This window comes from Kribbella pratensis (assembly GCF_004366075.1).
GTDB classification, from domain to species: Bacteria; Actinomycetota; Actinomycetes; order Propionibacteriales; family Kribbellaceae; genus Kribbella; species Kribbella pratensis.
The window spans coordinates 1069598-1088708 of sequence record NZ_SODU01000002.1 but is presented as its reverse complement, the minus strand read 5'-3'; the positions used below and the strand labels follow the sequence as shown (position 1 = coordinate 1088708).

17 protein-coding genes are annotated in these 19111 nt (G+C 69.8%); 4 read left to right on the top strand and 13 right to left on the bottom strand.

The genetic code is table 11. The features are described 5' to 3' along the window. Window positions 1-20 precede the first annotated feature (20 nt). Together EV137_RS40660 and EV137_RS20290 are read right to left on the bottom strand one after the other, a co-directional pair. Window positions 21-161: a hypothetical protein gene (locus EV137_RS40660; protein WP_166679948.1), complete on the bottom strand. Its 141-nt coding sequence runs from the start codon at window positions 159-161 to the stop codon at window positions 21-23. After that, window positions 158-958 (bottom strand): methyltransferase, encoded by an 801-nt coding sequence (locus tag EV137_RS20290; protein ID WP_134130342.1) that lies wholly within the window; start codon window positions 956-958, stop codon window positions 158-160. Before EV137_RS20290 ends, EV137_RS40660 begins: the two co-directional genes overlap by 4 nt. Before the next feature lie 28 nt (window positions 959-986). Here EV137_RS20290 and pdxR point away from each other — a divergent pair, with 28 nt between their 5' ends. Further along, on the top strand, window positions 987-2453 hold the full coding sequence (gene pdxR, locus EV137_RS20285; protein WP_134130341.1) for a MocR-like pyridoxine biosynthesis transcription factor PdxR: 1467 nt from the start codon (window positions 987-989) through the stop codon (window positions 2451-2453). Here the strand turns inward: pdxR and EV137_RS20280 are convergent. Continuing rightward, on the bottom strand, window positions 2446-4557 hold the full coding sequence (locus EV137_RS20280) for an MMPL family transporter (protein WP_134130340.1): 2112 nt from the start codon (window positions 4555-4557) through the stop codon (window positions 2446-2448). The genes pdxR and EV137_RS20280 overlap by 8 nt on opposite strands. Window positions 4558-4661: 104 nt before the next feature. Between EV137_RS20280 and EV137_RS20275 the strand changes: the two genes are divergently transcribed. Beyond that, window positions 4662-5270 carry a TetR/AcrR family transcriptional regulator gene (locus EV137_RS20275; protein WP_202871051.1) on the top strand — a complete coding sequence of 203 codons (609 nt, stop codon included), beginning with the start codon at window positions 4662-4664 and terminating at the stop codon, window positions 5268-5270. On the opposite strand, the gene EV137_RS20270 is transcribed toward EV137_RS20275, so the two are convergent. From EV137_RS20270 to EV137_RS20260, 3 genes are all read right to left on the bottom strand, one after another. Beyond that, window positions 5258-6232: a hypothetical protein gene (locus EV137_RS20270; protein WP_134130339.1), complete on the bottom strand. Its 975-nt coding sequence runs from the start codon at window positions 6230-6232 to the stop codon at window positions 5258-5260. The genes EV137_RS20275 and EV137_RS20270 overlap by 13 nt on opposite strands. 13 nt (window positions 6233-6245) lie before the next feature. Continuing rightward, window positions 6246-7532: an MFS transporter gene (locus EV137_RS20265; RefSeq protein WP_134002577.1), complete on the bottom strand. Its 1287-nt coding sequence runs from the start codon at window positions 7530-7532 to the stop codon at window positions 6246-6248. A 106-nt stretch (window positions 7533-7638) separates the two neighbouring features. Further along, window positions 7639-7992, bottom strand: coding sequence for a sterol carrier family protein (locus EV137_RS20260; protein ID WP_134004299.1), 354 nt, complete (start codon window positions 7990-7992; stop codon window positions 7639-7641). Window positions 7993-8081: 89 nt separating this feature from the next. Between EV137_RS20260 and EV137_RS20255 the strand changes: the two genes are divergently transcribed. Continuing rightward, window positions 8082-8711 (top strand): hypothetical protein, encoded by a 630-nt coding sequence (locus EV137_RS20255; RefSeq protein ID WP_134002575.1) that lies wholly within the window; start codon window positions 8082-8084, stop codon window positions 8709-8711. Here EV137_RS20255 and EV137_RS20250 read toward each other — a convergent pair. From EV137_RS20250 to EV137_RS20220, 7 genes are all read right to left on the bottom strand, one after another. After that, on the bottom strand, window positions 8708-10246 hold the full coding sequence (locus EV137_RS20250; RefSeq protein WP_134002573.1) for an alpha/beta hydrolase: 1539 nt from the start codon (window positions 10244-10246) through the stop codon (window positions 8708-8710). The genes EV137_RS20255 and EV137_RS20250 overlap by 4 nt on opposite strands. Beyond that, complete coding sequence (locus tag EV137_RS20245; RefSeq protein WP_134130856.1) at window positions 10243-11208, bottom strand: PSP1 domain-containing protein; 966 nt, start codon at window positions 11206-11208, stop codon at window positions 10243-10245. Before EV137_RS20245 ends, EV137_RS20250 begins: the two co-directional genes overlap by 4 nt. A 94-nt stretch (window positions 11209-11302) precedes the next feature. Then, a complete protein-coding gene (locus tag EV137_RS20240; RefSeq protein ID WP_134130338.1) occupies window positions 11303-12277 on the bottom strand; it encodes a DUF4190 domain-containing protein in 975 nt (324 codons plus the stop codon). A gap of 31 nt (window positions 12278-12308) precedes the next feature. Next, the gene (locus EV137_RS20235) at window positions 12309-12974 is read right to left on the bottom strand and encodes a DUF4190 domain-containing protein (protein WP_134002569.1); all 666 of its coding nucleotides are present in this window, start codon (window positions 12972-12974) and stop codon (window positions 12309-12311) included. Between the two features lie 243 nt (window positions 12975-13217). Further along, complete coding sequence (locus tag EV137_RS20230; protein WP_134002567.1) at window positions 13218-14426, bottom strand: DNA polymerase III subunit delta'; 1209 nt, start codon at window positions 14424-14426, stop codon at window positions 13218-13220. Then, complete coding sequence (gene tmk, locus EV137_RS20225) at window positions 14423-16408, bottom strand: dTMP kinase (protein ID WP_134002565.1); 1986 nt, start codon at window positions 16406-16408, stop codon at window positions 14423-14425. Before tmk ends, EV137_RS20230 begins: the two co-directional genes overlap by 4 nt. A gap of 43 nt (window positions 16409-16451) precedes the next feature. Further along, window positions 16452-17546 (bottom strand): pyridoxal phosphate-dependent aminotransferase, encoded by a 1095-nt coding sequence (locus EV137_RS20220; protein WP_134130337.1) that lies wholly within the window; start codon window positions 17544-17546, stop codon window positions 16452-16454. A 63-nt stretch (window positions 17547-17609) separates the two neighbouring features. On the opposite strand from EV137_RS20220, the gene EV137_RS20215 reads away from it, so the two are divergent. Continuing rightward, window positions 17610-19022: an aminotransferase-like domain-containing protein gene (locus EV137_RS20215; RefSeq protein ID WP_134130336.1), complete on the top strand. Its 1413-nt coding sequence runs from the start codon at window positions 17610-17612 to the stop codon at window positions 19020-19022. Window positions 19023-19111 lie beyond the last annotated feature (89 nt).

Below are 19111 nucleotides of genomic sequence, written 5' to 3'. Positions count from 1 at the left end.
ACCCCTTGTCTACCAGGCGTTCATGAACATGCCCTGAGATCGGCGATCAGTCGTTGCAGATCGCGGTCCGTGCGGCCGCCGATCGTCGGCCGGAGCTGCCTGCGCCGATTGCGATTGAGGGCCCAGCAGATCAATCCGATCAGGACGAGGAAGGCGATCATGTCGTGCCCACTCCTTTGAAGAACGTGTAGTGGAACGTGCCGCCGGGTCCGGCGGACTTCTCGAGGTCGCGGATGCCCGCGGCCCACTCGGCCTCGGTGCGCAGGCCGGCGGCGATCGCGCGGTCGCGGACGGACTCGACCATCGCGATGAAGGTCTTGCGGGTGAAGCCGTCGACGAGGTGCGGGAGGGTCTGGTCGGCGTACACGGTGCGCGGTCCGACCTGTAGGTCGTCGTACCCGGCCTGCTCGAGCAAGGGCTGGAGCCGTCGGCCGATCAGCGAGTCGCCGCCCGCCGAAGCCTGCAGGTCGACGAGGCACTCGATGACGGCTTGGGCCTGCGCGCTGCGCGGGTGGAAGAACGCGGACCCGTGGTCGCCCTCGATCACGGTGATCGTGCCGCCCGGGTTGAGGAGGCCGCGGAGCCCGACGAGTGCGGCAACGGGGTCCGGGAGGTGCTCGAGGACGAAGCAGACGAAGACGTGGTCGAACTTCTCGCCGGCCAGGTCGTGGAGGTCCGCGTGCCGCCACTCGACTGTCGCGCCCGGTGCCTGGTCGGCGACCCGGGCCTTGGCCTGGGCGAGCGACGCTTCGGAGATATCGATCGAGACCAGGTCGATGCCGGGGCTTCGCGTGACCAGCTGAACGGTCTGTGCTCCCACTCCGCAGCCGGCCTCCAGCACGCGGCTGCCGGGTGGGTAGGTGGTGCCGCCGTGCAGCAGGTCGGCGAGCGTGCCGGCCTGGTCGGACAGCCGGCGGGTCTCCGCCGGGGTGTAGCCGTGGACGTAGTCGGTTCCCATACCTCCAAGGTCGCGCCACAATGGTCCTGTGAACAGGTCCAATCCGGCGATAAGTGGCAGGTCCAATGGCGGGGCGGACTTCCTCCAGCTCGACCCGGCCGACGCACCGCCCGGCGGTCTCGCGGATTGGCTCACCGATCGGCTGCGGACGGCCATCTCCACCGGCCACCTCCCGGTCGGCACCCGCCTGCCCGCGACCCGCACCCTGGCGACCGACCTCGGCCTCTCCCGGGGCGTGGTCACCGAGTCTTACCAGCGCCTGACCGAGGACGGCCACGTCTCCACCCACGGCCGCCGCGGAACTGTCGTCGTCGCCGCCCCGATGCTCGGCGACGTCCGAACGTCCGAGGGCCCACGCTCCGTCGGGCGTAAGAGCCTGGTGGTGGCCGACGACGTGTTCGACCGGTTGCGGGATCTGCCGGCGCGGATCGACCTGACGCCCGGGGTGCCCGACCTGGCGGCGTTTCCGCGCAGCGCCTGGCTGCGCGCGGAGCGAGCGGTGCTGGCGGACCTGGAGTCTGCCGATTTCGGGTACGGCGATCCTGCGGGTACGCCGACGTTGCGACGTGCGGTCGCGGCGTGGCTGGCGCAGTACCGCGGGATCACCGCGGACCCGGACGACCTGATCATCGTGGCCGGCGTGGCCCAGGCGATCGGGCTCGTGGCCCAGATGCTCGACCGGCACGGCATCCACGAGATCGCGGTCGAGGACCCCGGCTCGCTCGGTTCCCGTCAGCACCTGCAGAACTGGGGTATGCGGACGCCGCCGATCCCCGTCGACGATCGCGGGCTGCAGGTCGACGTACTGCGGAATTCCGGGGCCGGCGCGGTGATGGTGACACCGGCGCACCATTTCCCGACCGGCGTCGTACTGGACGGCGAGCGTCGTCGCGAGCTGATCCAGTGGGCGACGGACGGCGGACTGGTCATCGAGGACGACTACGACGCCGAGCACCGGTACGACCGGCCGCCCGTCCCCGCGCTCCGCGCGATGCTGCCCGACCAGGTGATCTACACCGGCAGCATCTCCAAGCTGCTCGCCCCGGCACTACGGATCGGGTGGATGCTCGCACCCCCGCAGTACAAGGAAGAACTCATCGCCCGCAAGCGCCTGGCGGACCTCGGCAACGCAGGTCTCCCGCAACTCACCCTCGCCGCTCTGATGGAGTCCGGCGAGCTCGAGCGCCAGCTCCGCTTCCTGCGCCGCCGGCACCGCACCCGCCGCGACGCGATGGTCGCCGCCATCCGCAACCACTTGCCCACCGCAACCATCCACGGCGCCGCCGCCGGCCTGCACCTCACGATCACCTTCGCCGATCGAGCCGAGGGAAACGACACCGAACTGGCCGCGGCCGCCCTGGAAGCCGGCGTGAAAACCCACCCTCTCTCGTGGCACTGCCAACTCCCGCACGCCCCCGGCCTGGTCCTCGGCTACGCCGCCCGAACCCCCACCGAAATCACCGAAGCCATCGCCACCATCGCGAAGGTCAGCTGATCGGACTCCACCAGTTCGCCCGCCCGGCGAGCTTCATGAACGCGGGCAGCAGCACGCCCCGGATCGCCGTCGCGTCCACCAGCACCGCGACGGCCATCCCGACCCCGATCATCTTCAGGTACACGACCCCGCCGGTCGCATAGACCGCGAACGACAGCGCGAGGACGGCGGCCGCGGTCGTGACCAACGGCGCCGATCGCTGCAGCCCCGTCGCCACCGCCCGCTCGGTGTCCCCGGTCCGCAGGTACTCCTCCCGGATCCGCGACACGATGAACACCTCGTAATCCATCGACAGTCCGTACACGATGCAGAACATGAGCGTCGGCATACTGGCCTCCAGTACGCCGGTCGCGGTGAAGCCGAGCGGCCCGGACAGGTTGCCGTGCTGGAACACCCACACCATGACGCCGAACATCACCACGAGACTGAGCAGGTTCAGTACGGTCGCCTTCAACGGCAGCAGCACGCTGCCGGTCGCGATGTACAGGACGAGCACGCTGAGCAGCAGGATCAACCCGAGCACCAACGGGATCCGTTCGGTGAGTGCCGAACGCCAGTCCGTCATCTCCGCCGGCGAGCCGCCGATCATCGCCGGGTACGGCGCCTCGGCCGCACGGACTTGTTCAACGAGGTGCCCGACGTCTCCCTCGAGCACCTCGGCGGTCGGAATGACGGTCAGGTACGCCCCGCCGTTGCGGACGTAGGTGTCGACCTGCGCCACCCCGTCCAACTGCCTGAGGGTCTTCGCGTACGGCGCGAGTCGCGCCGGATCGCCCGCCTCGGGCATCACGACGTACAGGGCATCGGACTCCTCCTGGCCGAAGTTCTGGCGCACCTGGTCCGCCATGATCCGGCTGCTCGCGTCAGCGGGGAGGATCCGCGCGTCCGGCAGGCCGAGGCGCAGGCCCAACGCGGGTGACGAGAGCAACAAGATCAGTGCAAGGACGGCGCCGCCGATGAGCGCCGGGCGCCGCATCACCGCGATCGCGAGTGCTGCCCAGCGGCCGGAGTCGGACCTCGCCGCCGCGGGACGGACCGCTCGGCGGCCGAGGAGTGCCAGCGCGGCGGGGAGGATGACGAGCGCGCCGATCAACGCGGACAGGACGACGAGAACACCGGCGTACCCGAAGGACCGCAGGAACGACAGTGGGAACAGCAGCAGTGCGAGCAGGGAGACGGCGACCGTCATTCCACTGAAAAAGACAGTCCGCCCGGCCGTGCGCACCGCGGTCACCACGGCGTCGTCGACCTCAGCACCGGCCGCCAACTCCTCGCGGAACCTCGCGATCACGAACAGGCAGTAGTCGACGCCGAGCGCCAGTCCCATCACCAGCGCGAGGTTGGCGGCGAACGTCGAGACCTCGGTGAACGCCGCGATCACCCGCAGCCCGGCCAACGCGCCGCCGGTCGCGAAGATCCCGATCCCCAGCGTCATGAGGGCCGCCGAAACCCTGCGATAGATGAGGATCAGCAGCCCGAGCACCATCGGGATCACGATCACCTCAGCCCGCAGGAAGTCCGCACGAGCCTGGGCCCCGATCTCGCGGAACACCTCGTCCTGACCGCCCGGCTGCACGGTGATCCCGGCGCGCGATCCGGCGTACTGAGCGGCGAGGTCACCGACCCGCTGTCGCGCCTCGTTCACCTCGCCCGGCACATGGACGAGGATCAGCGCCTGCCGGGAATCCCTGCTCCGCAAGGCTGGACTGTCGTCACGCGACCAGTACGACGCCGCCTCGGCAACGCCTGACTGCCGCGCGATTTCGTTGGTCAACCCAACACCAGCGGCCCGTACGGCGGGATCGTCGACCGTCCCGGTCTGCGCCGTGACCAGGAACGCGAGGTTCGGCGGACCGGTCCGGAACTGCTCGGCGAGCACCCGGCGGGCGCGATCCGACTCCGATGCCGGATCGGCGATCCGGGACAGCGAGAGGGCGTTGAGCGCCCCGGCCGCGACGGCGAGCACGAGCGCTGTCAGGACGAGCGAGAGCAGCACGACAACACGCCGGCGCCGAACCACCAGCCGACCGAGGCGCTCGAGCAGACCGGCCTCCCGACGGGGACCTGAGCCTTCCGGCAGCACAGGCGGGATGGTTTCGGGCATGGCGGACCTCCGGGCGAGCGGGGGTAGGATGACCAAACACGAGCAGTTGCTCGCATACTGAAAAATACGAGCATTTACTCGTGTTTGTCAACGGAGGTCGACCCATGCCCGAGGAGCCGCGTCGCCAGGCACGCGGGCAGCGGCGGATGGTGCAGCTGCTGGACGCCGCCGCGGTCGTGTTCGCCGAGGCCGGGTACGCGAAGGCGACCACCAACGCGATCGCCCGCCAGGCCGGCGTCTCCCCAGGCACGCTGTACCAGTTCTTCGCGAACAAGGAGGCCCTCGCCGAGGCGCTCGCGGAGCGCTACCGCAGCGAACTGGCCGCCGCGCACGAGAAGGCGTTCGACCCGGGGACGGCGCAACTCCCGCTGCCCGAACTGGTCGACCGGATGATCCGCCCGATGGTCGAGGTCAACCTGGAGAACCCGGGGTTCAAGGCCCTGTTCGGCAGCGGCGACCTGCCGGACAAGCTCACGGCGCCGACCCGCGCGCTGCAGAAGGCTGTCACCGGCCGCGTCGCCGAGGTCCTGGCCGCTCGCTATCCCGACCTGCCATCGGATCGCCTCGCGACCACGTCGGCCGTCGCGACCCAGATCTTCGCCGCTCTGCTCGGCACCATCGTCACCACTCCCGCCACCGAGCGCGAACGATGGATCAGCGAACTCAACCAGGCCCTGGTCGGCTACCTGACCCCGCTCGATCAGCGGGTGTAGAGCGGGGACATTGCGAGGGCGAACTGGGTCATCAGATCCGGGTTGATCGCGCGGGCGGGAAGCGGGACCAGGTCGACGAGCTTGTCGTCGCCGACGCGGATCGTCGTACGGCCGGTGGCGGTGTCGACGTACCCCTCGTCGCCGAGCGGGATGGATTGCGAGGTCGCGAGCTTGCGGATCGGGGCCATCAGGGCCTTGGCGTCCCGCTCCCGGCGTACCGAGGTGGAGATCACGCTCGTCGAGGTCAGCCAGCCGCAGACCGGGTCGCCGACGAGGGTCTGACCGTCGCGCCGGGCCATCGCCGGTGCGCCCATCACCTTCTCGGCCGCCGCCGTACCGCGATCACACTCGGGGCGCGTGATCAGCCGATCGGCGTCCGCCAGCCCGGCAGCCTGCCGCACGACCTCCTGGCCGAGTACGACGTACTTCGCGAGGGTCGCCTGCGGCCCGGAGAGCTTGTACATCCTGCCGGCCGACAGAAACACCAGGAACGTACTTGTGCCGTACCCGCCTCGACCGATCTTGACGGGCTTGGCCGGCTCGCGCGGATGCGCGGCGTACGCCTTCTGGGTAGCCGCCAGCATCGCCGGAGTCGCCGGAAGCACCGACACCCCAACCCTCAGCACCGGGCCGTTGGGGCCGGCACTGAGCGCGAACTGACACACGTCGTACGTCGGGATGTCGAACTCGGGCGGCGGCGCCTTCGGCTGGATGTTCGCGACCGGCACCGCGAGCGTCGTCTGCACCAGCGTCGGGTCCATCCGCACGCACAACGTGTCCGCGACCTTGGACGTCCCGGACGGCGTCACCGAAGGCGTCGGCGACGGGGTCTCCGAGTTCGGTGCTGTGCTCATCGACACGAGCGGCGGCACGCTCGGCGAGTTCTCGTCCGCCGGACCACTACAGCCTGCGAGCAGTACGACGGTCAGCGCGGAGGCGGTCACTACCCGGCGGATACGCATGATGACAGGAACCTTAGCCCGCGGATCGGAGCTCTCTTTCGCGGACGGCGTGTTCGTCGGTACGGGCGTCGTACCGCCAGAACTCGCGCAGCCAGACGGATGTGGCGACCACGCCGGCGACGCACAGCACGCCGCCGCTGACGATCGCGGTCCGGACCGTGGTGAGGTCGGCGACCACCCCGGAGCGGGCCTGACCGCCGAGCGGCCCGAGCGAGTAGCCGAGCATCTCGATCCCGGCCAGCCGCCCGCGCATCTCGTCGGGGATCGTCTGATTCCAGATCACCGAACGGAACAGCACCGACACCATGTCGGCCGCGCCGGCCACCGCGAAGAAGGCGATCGCGAACCAGATGTTCGGCGCCAGCCCGGCGATCCCGACCGCGGCCCCCCAGCCGATCGTGGCCAGCACCACCGCCCGCCCCTGGTGATGGACGTGTTTCGCCCAGCCGCTGGTCAGGCTGGCGCACATCGCCCCGATCGCTTCGGCGCTGTACAGCAGGCCGAGCAGCTTCGGTTCCTTCAGGACGTCCGTCGCGAACGCCGGGAACAGCACGATCGGCATCGCCAGGAACATCCCGACCATGTCGACCAGGTACGTCGCCAGCAGGTCCTTGCGGCGGAACGCGTAGACGATGCCGCCGCCGATCGCCCGCAGGCTCGGCGCCGTGGACTGCTCGCCGGCGCGGTACGAACCGAGCCGGGCGTAGAGCAGCGTCGCGAACACGATGCCGGCCAACTCCACCGAGAACGCCCAGGTCACGCCGACCGATCCGACCAGGACACCGCCCAGGGCCGGACCGGCGAGCTGACCGATCTGCGAGGTCAGTGAGCTCAGCGCGACCGCGGCCGGAATCTCCTGGTGCTTCACCACCCGCGGAAGGAGCGCTTCGCGCGAAGGCCGCTGCAGCGAGGTAGCGATCGCGTTCAGGGCGCCGCAGACGTAGATCAGCCAGACCTGCGGGTTCGGGAGCAGCGTGTTGGCGACCATCAGCGCGGAGATCACGACCTGCGCGAGGCCGGTGGCGACGAGCAGCGTACGGCGTTCGACGTGATCGGCGAGCGCACCGCCGTACAGGCCGAACACGACCAGCGGGACGATCGTCACCAGGCCCATCGCACCGACCGCGAAGTTCGATCCGGTGAGTTGGTAGAGCTGGTACGGCAGGGCGACGTACCCGACCATGCCGCCGAGGAAGAACACCGACCCCGCGACGAGCAGGATGCGGAAATCGCGGGAACCACGCCACGGAGTCAGATCGACACGCAACCGGGCCAGCCGCGCGCTCAGACTTGCTGCCACCGGAACATAGTGACAGGTCCGACCACACCAAACGAACCTGATTTCCCGCTGACCCATTTGCCTGGCTGACCCAGCAATTTGCCTGGCTGACCCAGCAAGTCGGGGGTCAGCCAGGCAAATGCGGGATCAGGGGGAGCAAACCGCTCAGGTCGGTGCGCTCGCCGCTCGCGCGGAGTTTGCCGGTCATCCGGGCGTCGGGCCAGGTGGTGCGGCCGAGGGCCACGTCGATCCACAGGTCCGGCGGCATCTCGATGACCGCGCCCGGCGTACCGCGGGTGTGTCGCGGGCCCTCGATGCACTGCACGGCGCCGTACGGCGGGACGCGTACCTCGACCGCGTGGCCGGGTGCTTTCGCGACCAGGCGTTGCAACAGTTCCTTGGTGAGCAGTTTCAGGTCGGCGCGTTCCGCCGTACCGTCGTCGTAGCGTCGCAAGGCCTGCCGGAACGCGGCATCGGACATCTCCACGACGTGCCAGCGTACGCGGCAGTTTGCGGTGACGCCCCTCTCGTCGGGGATAATCGGCCCGGAGAGAGGGAAGCGAGGTCGGGATGCTCACGCCCAGGCACCAGGCGCTGCTGATGACGCTGGCGGGAATGACCGTCGGTGTCGCCGTGTTCGGCACAGTCGTCGCCGTGAACGGTGGCAATCCGTTCACCGCCCACGACACGCCGGTGGGGATCGTGAGTCCGTCGCCGTCCGGCACCCCGAGCCGTGGAGACGGACTGCAGGCCGACGGGCTGCAGTACGTCGTCCAGAACTTCGGCACCGACGACGACCCGGTGTCGTCCGAGGTCCCGGCCGGGTGGAAGAGCGCTCAGAGCGGCACCCGCCCGAAGTTCGTCGACCCGACCGGCGTCTGGCAGATCCGGTTCGACACACGGGGCAGCAAGCAGACCCCGGACGAGCTGGTCGCGAACCGTGAGCGCAGCATCGACGAGCCCGGCCTGAAGGTGCTCAGCCGCGACAACGGCACGCTGGTCTACACGTACGTCGACCAGAGCCGCGGTCCCCGGATGGGTCTGTCGCGCTGGGTCTCGCTCGACGACGGCAAGACGTCAGCGGTCGAGATCACCGTCGGCGGCCGCCCGCAGGACGAGGCCGGCCTGCGTGCTGTCCTCCAGCAGGCCACCGACACCCTCAAACTCCCGGTCGACCCGGGCGACGACCGCCCGAACTAACACTTGATGTCGGCGGCGGGCGTGTTGCCCTGCACGAGGTAGCTCTCCACGACGTTCTTCACGCAGGCGTTGCCCGACAGGTACGCCGTGTGGCCGTCGCCCTCGCGGGTGACGAGGATGCCGTTCTCGAGCTGGTGGGCGAGACCGACCGCCCATTCGTACGGCGTGGCCGGGTCGCGCGTCGTACCGAGGACCATGATCGGCTTCGAGCCGGCCGCCTTGATCTGGTGCGGCTTGTCCGTCGGCTTCACCGGCCAGTTGATGCAGGACGCCGACGACCAGGCGAGGAACTCCCCGAACCGCGGCGAGGCGGCCTTGAACTCCGGCACCTCCGCCTGGAGCTGCGCGATCGAGGTGACGTCGGGCCGGTCGGAACAGTTGACCGCGATCTGGACCTCGTTCGCGTTGTCGGAGTATCCGGACGGCTTGCGGTCGGTGTACTCGTCGGCCATCGCGAGCAGCCGCGCGCCGTTCCCGGCGAGCCCGTCGACGACGGCGTCCTCGAGCCGCGGCCAGAACTCCTTCAGGTACAGCGGGTAGACCAGACCGAGGACGACCAGGGCCTGGGTGACCTGGCGCTGCCCGTCGCCCGGCAGCGGATGCGCGTCGCTGTCCTTGATCAGCTTGTCGACCTTGGCCAGCACCTCGTTCTTGCTGCTGCCCAGCTTGCAGGAGCGCTGCGCACAGTCCTCCGCGAACGCGTCCAGCGCCTTGTCGAAGCCCTTCGCCTGCGCCATCCCCATCTGCTGGGACGAGATCGCCGGGTCGACTGCGCCGTCCAGCACCAGCCGGCCGACGTTCTTCGGGAACAACTCGGCGTACGTCGCACCGAGGTAGGTGCCGTACGACATCCCCAGGTAGTAGAGCTGCGGATCCCCGACGATGCCGCGCAGTACGTCGATGTCGCGGGCGGCGTCCTTGGTGTTCACATGCGGCAGGAGCTCACCGGAGCGCTGCTTGCAGCCGGCCACGAAGGTCTTGGCCTGCTTTTCGACGTCGGCGACCTCGGCGGGGGTGTCCGGGCTCCCGTCGGCGGCGATCATCGCGTCCAGCTGCGCGGTGTCCAAGCACTTCACCGGGGTGGATTCACCGACGCCCCGCGGGTCCCAGCCGATGATGTCGAACTTTCGCAGCAGCGACGACCCGAACAGCATCGGCGCCTGCGCGGCGAAGTCCTGCCCAGACGCTCCGGGGCCGCCCGGGTTGATGAACAACGTGCCGATCCGGCCGCCGCGGTCCTTGGCGAGCACCTTCCGGGCGCGCAGCTCGATCGTCTGGCCGGTCGGCTTGGTGTAGTCCAGCGGGACCTCGATGGTCGCGCACTGCTGGTTGGTGCCGCAGCGCTCCCAGTCCGGCTGCTGCTGGTAGAACTTCTCCAGTCCGGCCGGGATCGGGCCCACCGGTCCGCTGGGCGGGTTACTGCCGACGCCGGGCGCCGTACCGCCGTCGGCGTCCTGCGCGCGACTCGCTACCCCACATCCGCTCGCAAGCACCGCCAGAGTTGCCACCAGCACGGTCGACCTGCGGAATCTCACTGCGCGGTTTCTCCCTCGTCGTCATGGTGCAGGCGGCGCCGGCGGCGTGGTTTCCGCGCCCGCCGCTCCTCGGTCGGCTCCGGCTGTTCGGGCGCTGCACTCGCTTCCGGTACGACGGGTGCTGCGTCCGGGGTCGTCGTATCCGAGGCCTCGTACTGCTGCCGCGGCGAGCAGACGTCCGCCCGGCTGCACGCGCAGCGCCGGCCCGACGCCGCGAGCCGGACGACCACGGTGTCGCTCGGCACGTTGTGCCCGACCACCACTCCATCACCCGCGGGGGTCTCCACCGCCGTCCCGAGCGCCGGAGCCTTCGCGTTGAACTCCTGGTAGAGCGGGTGCTCGTACTTCAGGCAGCACATCAGGCGGCCGCAGGCGCCGGAGATCTTCAACGGGTTCAGCGGCAGGTCCTGGTCCTTCGCCATCCGGACACTGACCGGCTCGAAGTCCTTCAGGAACGTCGCGCAACACAGGTCCCGCCCACACGGCCCGATACCGCCCTGCAACCGCGCCTCGTCGCGGGCGCCGACCTGCCGCAGCTCGATCCGCGCCCGCAGGGCCCGCGCCAGATCCCGGACGAGCTCACGGAAATCGACCCGGTGCGGCGCCGAGAAGTACACGATCACCAACTGGTCGATATCCGGCCGCCGGTCGACGAAATCGATCCCGACCACCTTCATCGGCAGGTCGTGCTCGCGGATCGTCCGCTTGGCGATCACCCGCGCGTCCGCGCGCCGCTGCCGGTTCTGTTCGTCGCGGTCCAGGTCCGTGGCGGTCGCGATCCCCGCGCACAACGGCAGCCCACCGATGTCCTCGGTCACGTACTGCGGCGCCCACACACACTCCGCCACCTCGGGGCCGTCGTCGGTAGGCACCAGCACCTTCTCCCCCACCCGAGGCCGAAACTCACCCGGGTCAAGGTAGTAAAGCCGCCCGTACCGCTCGAACGACACCGCCATCACCATGCCCACGGGGTCAGAGTACGGGGCGTTGCACAGGAAGTGGTCGCCCTACACAGGAAATAGCCTGTTCACCGCCCCCGGCGCGCGGGTTACGCCCCTACCGGTGGCTGTTCTTCACGGTGCCGGTGAGTTTGTCGTCGTCAGGGCCGAACGCGGCGCACAGAACCCGATGATCGCCGTCGTTCCAGGCGCCTTTGCTGGGCGTCCACCAGTCCAGATACAGCTCGGACTGGTCACGCGACTTCCCTACGTACGTGCCGAACACCGGTCCGCAAGCGCGGTCAGCCTGCTTGTTGATGGCGCTGTCACCCGGGTACGTCGCACCGGGAAGCGTCACGACCCCCACGACCTCGCCGTCGTGCTCGTCCGGACAGGGCTGTCGGACCACCTCGTCCTCTTCTCCGCCCTCGTCGAAGCACTCGCCGACCGCCAGCTCGTCGACGTACGTGGTCGGACCCGAGTTGGACGACGTCACCGGATCCGGTCCGCTGTAGTCGTCGTCGGAGGAACCGAGCGCGACGAAGAGGACGATCAGCAGCGTGTAGCCGAGCGTCACCAGGGATCCCATCACCAGACCGGCGATCGCCATCCCTTTGCCTTCTTGCTTGTTCCGGTTGATCTGCACCAGCGCGGCGATGCCGAGTCCGATCGCCACCGGCGCGGACACCCCGATGACGAACCCGCCGAGCCCGGTCACGAGCGCCGCGGTGGCCAGCCCGTTCGTCCCACCTGAGCCGCTGTAGCCGTAACCGCCGTACCCATAGCCGTATCCGTACGGCCCCGGCGCCTGCCCGGCCGGCGGATACTGCCCGGGCCCGTAACCCTGCCCGTACGCCTGACCACCGGGGGCCTGCCCGTACGGCGACTGCTGCGACCCGTACGACGGCTGCCCAGGCGCAGCCCACGGCGCCCCGCCCTGCGCATCACCGGGCGCACTACCGGGCGCTCCAGGTCCCCCAGGCGCTTGCGGCCGTCCGTACGTCGGGAACGCCCGCGTCGGATCGTGCGGCCGATCCTGTGGCCGGTCGTCCTCTGGTCGTTCCGGCTCCGGGCCGTACGGTGGCTGACTCACGCTACTACCCCCACTGAATCCCCCGCGGGCATTACCGCTGTGATCCGCGCATCGTACCCGTCAGGTGGGTCCCGGGGATGCCGACCAGACACAGGACGTTGCCGTCAGCAACAGCGCGGTCGTCGAGGACGACGTAGTACATGTCCAGCTCGGACCGCTCGTACGGCGTCCCCACGAACTCGACGAACGCGCCGGCGCACTGCTGTGTGGCGACGGTCCCGGTCTGCGCGGTGGACAACCCGACCAGCGCGGCCTGCACCTTCGCGTACGCCTCTCCGGTGTGGGCCGCGGCGCAGTCCGCGATCCGTACCAGCCGCAGCGTCGCGGCCTCGAGGTCCGCGTCGAAGCAACGGCCGACCTCCACCTGCGAGATCGACACGGTTTTGCCGATGCCCCGCCGGTGCTCGCCGACCAGGTTGAGCGTGACCGCGACACCGATCGCGATCACCCAGCACAGCGACACTGCCAAAGCGCCGTACGCGAGCCGCTTCCCGTGCCCGCCGGCGCGCTTGATCCGCCGCAGCGCCACCCCGGCCAGCACGACCGCGATCGGCACCAGCCCGGGCAGGCTGACCGCGAACGCCGCGACGGCGTACCCGTCCTGCCGCCCCTTCGGCGTCGGAATGCCCTCCAACCACGACTCAGCCGACGGCAACGACTGCCGCGCAGGCTGCATCGGGGAGGGCGGCCCGGTCATGGGGCCTCCCGGCCTGGACTGAGGAGCGGAAGGAGCGAAGCGACTGGAGCGACGAGGGAAGGCTGGGAGTCACAGCCCCATGACCCGCTGCGCCGGAGGCGTGGCATAAGCACGGTCATTGGGGTCCATTTCACGGCAGGGTGAGGCCGGGCGGACCGCTCCGCCCAGTCACCCAGTCATCGGACCCACGGGTCTCGGTGTTACACGTTCCGCCCAGTTATCGGACGTGGCGTGATGCACGACTCAGCGCTGCGGGCGCCTGGGGATCGTGAAGCCGTCGCTGCGGCCCTCGAACAGTCCGACCGTCATGGCCTCGAGGGCGACCAGCGGCGCCACGTTCGCCTCGATCGCGTCCCGGCACATCGCGATCGCGTCGATCCGGCGTACCGTCTGCTCGGGCGTCGTCCGGCTCCCGAGCTGCTCGATGTTGCGCTGCAGCTCGGCGTTGATCAGCTCGCTGCCGGCCCCGGTCTGCACCACCAGCACATCGCGGTAGAGCGCCATCAGGTCGACCAGCGAACGGTCCAGAACGTCGCGTTCCCACCGCTTGGCGCGGGCCTTCTGCTGCTCCTCGAGCTCCTTCAGCGCCGCGTTCGCCTCGCGCGGCCGGGCGCCCTTCGTGCCGACGCCGAGCGCCTGCTCGAGCGCTGCCCGCTCCTTCTCGTCGACCTTCTCCGCGCTGGCCTTGGCCTCTTCCTTGGCCGCCTCGACCAGCCGCTGCGCCGCCTTCAGGCAGGCCCCGAGGTCGCGCAGCGCGAACGGCACCTCGAGCACCTTGTTCCGCCGCTCGCGCACCGCCTCGTCGCGGGCCAGCGCCCGCGCCCGGCCGATGTGCCCCTGCGCGGCCCGCGCCGCGAACCAGGCCAGGTCCTGGCCGATGTCGAGGGTCCGGCTCAGCATCTCCGCAACCGCGGCGACCGGCGGCGTCCGCAGCACCAGCAGACGGCAGCGGGACCGGATCGTCGGGACGACGTCCTCGACGGTAGGCGCGCACAACACCCAGACGGTCCGCGGCGACGGCTCCTCGATGCTTTTCAGCAACGCGTCCGCGGCCTGCTCGGTGAGCCGATCCGCGTCCTCGACGACCATCACCTGCCACCGGCCCTGCGTCGGGCTCATCGCAGCCCGGCGGACCAGCTCGCGGACCTCGCTGACCCGGATCGACAGCAGCTCGGTGCGGATCAGCGATACGTCCGGGTGCGCGCCGCTGAGCGCCGTACGGCACTCGTTGCACTCGCCACAGCCGTTGTTCTTGCACTGCAGCGCGGCCGCGAACGCGCGACCCGCGTTCGACCGGCCGGATCCGGGTGGCCCGGTGATCAGCCACGCGTGCGTCATCCCGGCGACCGCAGGACCTCGCTCACCCCGCAGTACGGCAGCAGCGCCTTCGACAGCTTTCCGCAGTACGGCGACCGCGGGCTCCTGCCCGACCAGGTCGTCCCAAACACTCATAAGCTCACCTTGGGAAGCATCGGTTGCAGCCGGGCGCGGATCTGTTGCGCGATGTCCTCGCGGTCCTGGGTCGCGTCGAGAACCAGGTAGTGCTGGGGCTCGGCGGCAGCCAGCTCGAGGAACGCGTTCCGCACCCGCTCGTGGAAGGCGTCGGACTGCGCCTCGATCCGGTCCCGTTCGGCGAACCGGCCGAGCCCTTTCTTCGGCGGCAGGTCCAGCAGAATCGTGAGGTTCGGACGGAGGTCGTTGGTGGCCCAACGATTCACGCGCTCGACGTCGGACAGGTCCAGGTCCCGCCCGGACCCCTGGTACGCCAGCGCGGAGTCGACGTACCGATCGGTGATCACGACCGCGCCGGACTTCAGCGCCGGCTTGATCACCGAGTCGACGTGCTCGGCCTTGTCGGCGGCGTACAGCAGCGCCTCCGCGCGGTGCGAGATGTCACCGGTCGCGGGGTCGAGGACGATCTGTCGCAGTGTCTTGCCGAGCTCGGTCGCTCCGGGCTCGCGGGTCAGGAGCACCTGCTGGCCCTGCTCCTCCAGCCATTTCACCAGCAGCGCGGACTGCGTCGACTTGCCGGCGCCCTCACCGCCCTCGAGGGCGATGAACAGGCCGGTCGTCGGATAGTCACCACGCGTCTTGCCGAAACTGCGCCGTACGTCGCGCCAGAACGGAACGCCCGGGCGGTCGTCCATCTGCCGCCAGGCGAGCAGGCCGATCACCCCGGCCAGGACGGCCGCCGCGACCATCGTCATCGAAGCGCCGTTGTACGTCGCCGAACGGCCGCCGATCGTCCACGTGTGCCGGCCGATCGCGCCCGCGGCGAACGGCGCGATCGCCAGCGTGATCGCGAGCACCGTGCGGACGGCGGACTGCACGAACGCGAACGTCCGCCCGCGCACGGCGTCCGGCACCTCGAGACCGAGCAACGTGTACCCGGAGACCCACGAGCCGCCCGCGCAGAACCCGAGCAGGACCGCGATCATCGTGGCGATCTCGATCTGCTGGATCAACGCCAGCCCGGCCAGGCAGATCCCGGACCCGACCAGCCCGGCCGCGAACAGCCGGCGCCGGGACAACCCGGAGAAGATCCGCGGCGCGAACCCCATGCCGAGCGCGAGACCGCCGAACACGGCACCGAACAGCACGCCGTACCCGGGGTCGCCGGCGCCCAGCCCCTCGACGTACGTGCGACCGAGGCCGATCACGACCGCACCGGCCGCGAACGCGCCGGAGATCCCGATCACGAGGCCGCGAACCACCGGAGTGCCGGTGACGTAGGACCAGCCCTCGACGACGGTCCGCCACAGCGTCGGATGGTCCTCGTGCTCGTGGATCGCGCGACCGATCTCGGCGACCGACACGATCGCGAACGCCGAGATGACGAAGGTCGCGGCGTTCACGTACACGGCCAGGTCGATGGCGAAGTCGCCGGCCCAGCGCGACACCAGCGTGATCGCGGTGAAGATGACCGCGGCCGGCAACGCGGTCCCGTACGTCGTGATCAGGCTGAGCTGGTTGGCCGCCTCGAGCCGGTGCCGGGGCACCAGGTTGGGCACGCTGGCGTCCTTGGCCGGACCCCAGACCAGGCTGACGATCTCGATCAGCACGGTCGCCACCAGCACCCAGGTCAGCGTGCCGACGATCGGGATGCTGACGAAGAACGCGGCCCGGATCAGGTCGCCGACGATCATCGTCCAGCGCCGGTCCAGCCGGTCCGCGATCCAGCCCGCCACCGGGCCCATCACCAGGGCGGGCAGCACGCGCAGGAACAGCACGCCGCCGATCGCGAAGTTGGCCGCCTGGTAGTCGTCGCCGGCGAACGACTTCGCCATCGCGGTCAGCGCCAGCAGGCCGATCCAGTCCCCGAGGCTGGACAGCCCGAACCCGATCCACAGCCGCCGGAACGCCCGGATCCGCAACACCGCCCGCACATCGTGCGCCGGTGCAGGATCGGTCAACGGGTCATAAACCTCCGGCACACCGCCAGCCTAGTGGGCGGGTCGGACAGCGCATCGCAGCGCATCATCGGCGGGCGGCGTGGAGGGCTTCGCCGAGTGCGTCCAGTGCGGCCTTCAACTCGCCCGCGGGCAGGAAGCCGAACCCGAGGCGGAACACCCGCGGCTCGTCCCCGAACCAGTCCCCCTCGGCCAGCCGGACGCCGGCCTCCGCCGCCGTACGCCGGAACCGCTCGAGATCGACCGACGACTTGAGCCGGATCACGCACAACGCCCCGGCATCCGGCCGAACCCACTCGACGAGCTCACTGTTCGCGTTGACCCAGTCCTGCGTGATCAGCAGGTTCTGCTCCAGCCAAGGCCGCCGTACGGCGAGGATCTCGTCCTCCTGCTCGAACACCCGAATCGCCAGCGCCTCCGTGACCGTGGAGGCGGACACCACCGTGCTGAACTTCGCCGTCGTCAACTGCTCGACCAGGTCGCTGTCCGTGCTGATCACCCACCCGATCCGCAACCCCGCCGCCCCGTGACACTTCGAGAGCGACGCGACCGACACCACCTTCGGCCCGAGCCGGAGTGCCGTGTCCACGATCGGATCGTCGCCGTACGCCGCGGTCCGATAGGTCTCGTCCACCATCAGGTACGCATCCGGGCAGATCTCGCTCATCGCCTCGACGATCTCGCGCAGGGTCTCCAGCGGTACGGCGACACCGGACGGGTTCTGGGGCGTTGCCAGACTCACCAGCTTGGTCTGTGGGGTGAGCTGCCCGCGCACCGCGTCCGCAGTGAGCCGGTAGCCCTCGTCGAAGGTCAGCGGAACGACCCGGACCGACGCACCGACCGTGTCGAACGCGTTGCGCGTCATCGGAAACTGGGGCGCCGTCGTCACCACTTCTCCCTCCAGCAAGTAGGCGAGGAGGAAGATCCCGTGCATCCCGCCCACAGTGACGACCACGTCCTCGGGCCGTACGCCGTGCCGGTCGGCGATCGCCGTACGGAGCCTCACGTCACCGGCCGCTGTGCCATAGCCGAGTTCGAGGTCGCCCAGTTCGGGTGTGAGCAGGTCCGCGAGCCGGAGGTCCGGGCCGTAGCTCTCCCCCAGTTCGTGCCGCGGCTGCTCGGCGGTCAGGGACATGATCGGGTTTCTCGGAAAGGTCGGCATACCGCCATCGTTCTGGACTCGCACTGGTCGGTGGAGAGCCAATCCGGCAGAATTGGTTCGCAGATGAGACCAATCGAGGTAGTCGACCGGTTGGGCCGCTGGTCGTCCGGCCGCGGCCCGCTGTACGTGCTGCTCGCGGCCCGCCTGCGGCAACTGATCGACGACGGCGAACTCCCGCCGGGCGTGCTACTTCCACCGGACCGCGCGCTCGCAGGTGCTCTGGCGGTCGGCCGTACGACGGTGGTCGCCGCCTACGACCTGCTTCGGGCGGAAGGGCGCATCACCCGGAAGCAGGGCAGCGGCACACGCGTCGCCGGTGTACCTCGAAACGGCCAGGTCGAGGACGCTCCGATCGACCCGATCTTCCTGGACTCCCTGGAGGCCCGGGACGACGACGTACTGCTGGCCATCTGTGCCGCACCAGGTGATCCGCCGCCGCAACTGGCGGAAGCGTTCGCCAAGATCGCGCCAGAGCTCGCCCGCGTCACCGACGACATCGGCTACTACCCGTACGGTCACCCAGCGCTCCGCGAGGCGTTGGCGGATCGCTACTCGGCTCGCGGCGTGCCAACCGGTCCTGGGCAGATTCTGGTGACGAACGGCGGTCAACAGGCCCTGTCCCTGCTGGCTCACGCGCTGGTGTCGCCTGGGGACCAGGTGCTCGTCGAGGCGCCGACGTACCCGGGCGCGCTGGAGGTGTTCCGAGAGGACGGCGCCGTACTGCGTGGTCTGCCGGTGGGACTCGAGGGCCTCGAGGCGGCGATCCGGGAGCGGCGACCGGCGCTTGCCTACGTGATCCCGACGTACCAGAACCCGACCGGCTCAGTGATGTCGGCACTCGCGCGTCAGCGGGTGTCCGGTGTGGGGATCCCGGTGATCGAGGACGAGGTGCCGGCCGACCTCAGGTTCCCTGGCGAGGCGTTGCCCACGCCGATAGCGGCGTACGGCGACTCCGTGATCTCGATCGGCTCACTCAGCAAGAGCATCTGGGGCGGGTTGCGGATCGGCTGGATCCGCGCAACGCCGCCCTTGATCAACCGCTTGGCCCGCCTCCGCGCAGTCCACGACCTAGGCGGCAACGTCCCGACCCAGCTGGCCGCCGTACACCTGTTACCGCTCCTGGACGGCCCAGCCCTGCACGAAACCCTCAAGACCCGCCACGACCACCTACTTGCCGCTCTGACCCGGGCCCTCCCCACCTGGCACACCACACCTTTGACAGGCGGCCAGTGCATCTGGGCCCGCCTGCCGTACGGCGACGGCACGTCCTTCGCCCAGACCGCCCTCCGCCACGGCCTGGCCATCCTCCCCGGCTCCGGCCTGGACGTCACCGGCGCCAGCGACGCCTACGTCCGCCTACACTTCCGCGCCCGTCCCGCCGACCTAACCGAAGCCATCCACCGCCTAACCCAAGCCTGGTCGGCATACCACCCACCCACCAACCGAGTACACCCCCGCCCAGCCATCGCCATCTGAGGGCGGACCTGCCGCACTCACCAACCCGGTCGGTGGTACGTGACCGGGTTGGTGGTGAGCCTGGGGTGTGCCGGTTGGTGAGTGGCCCA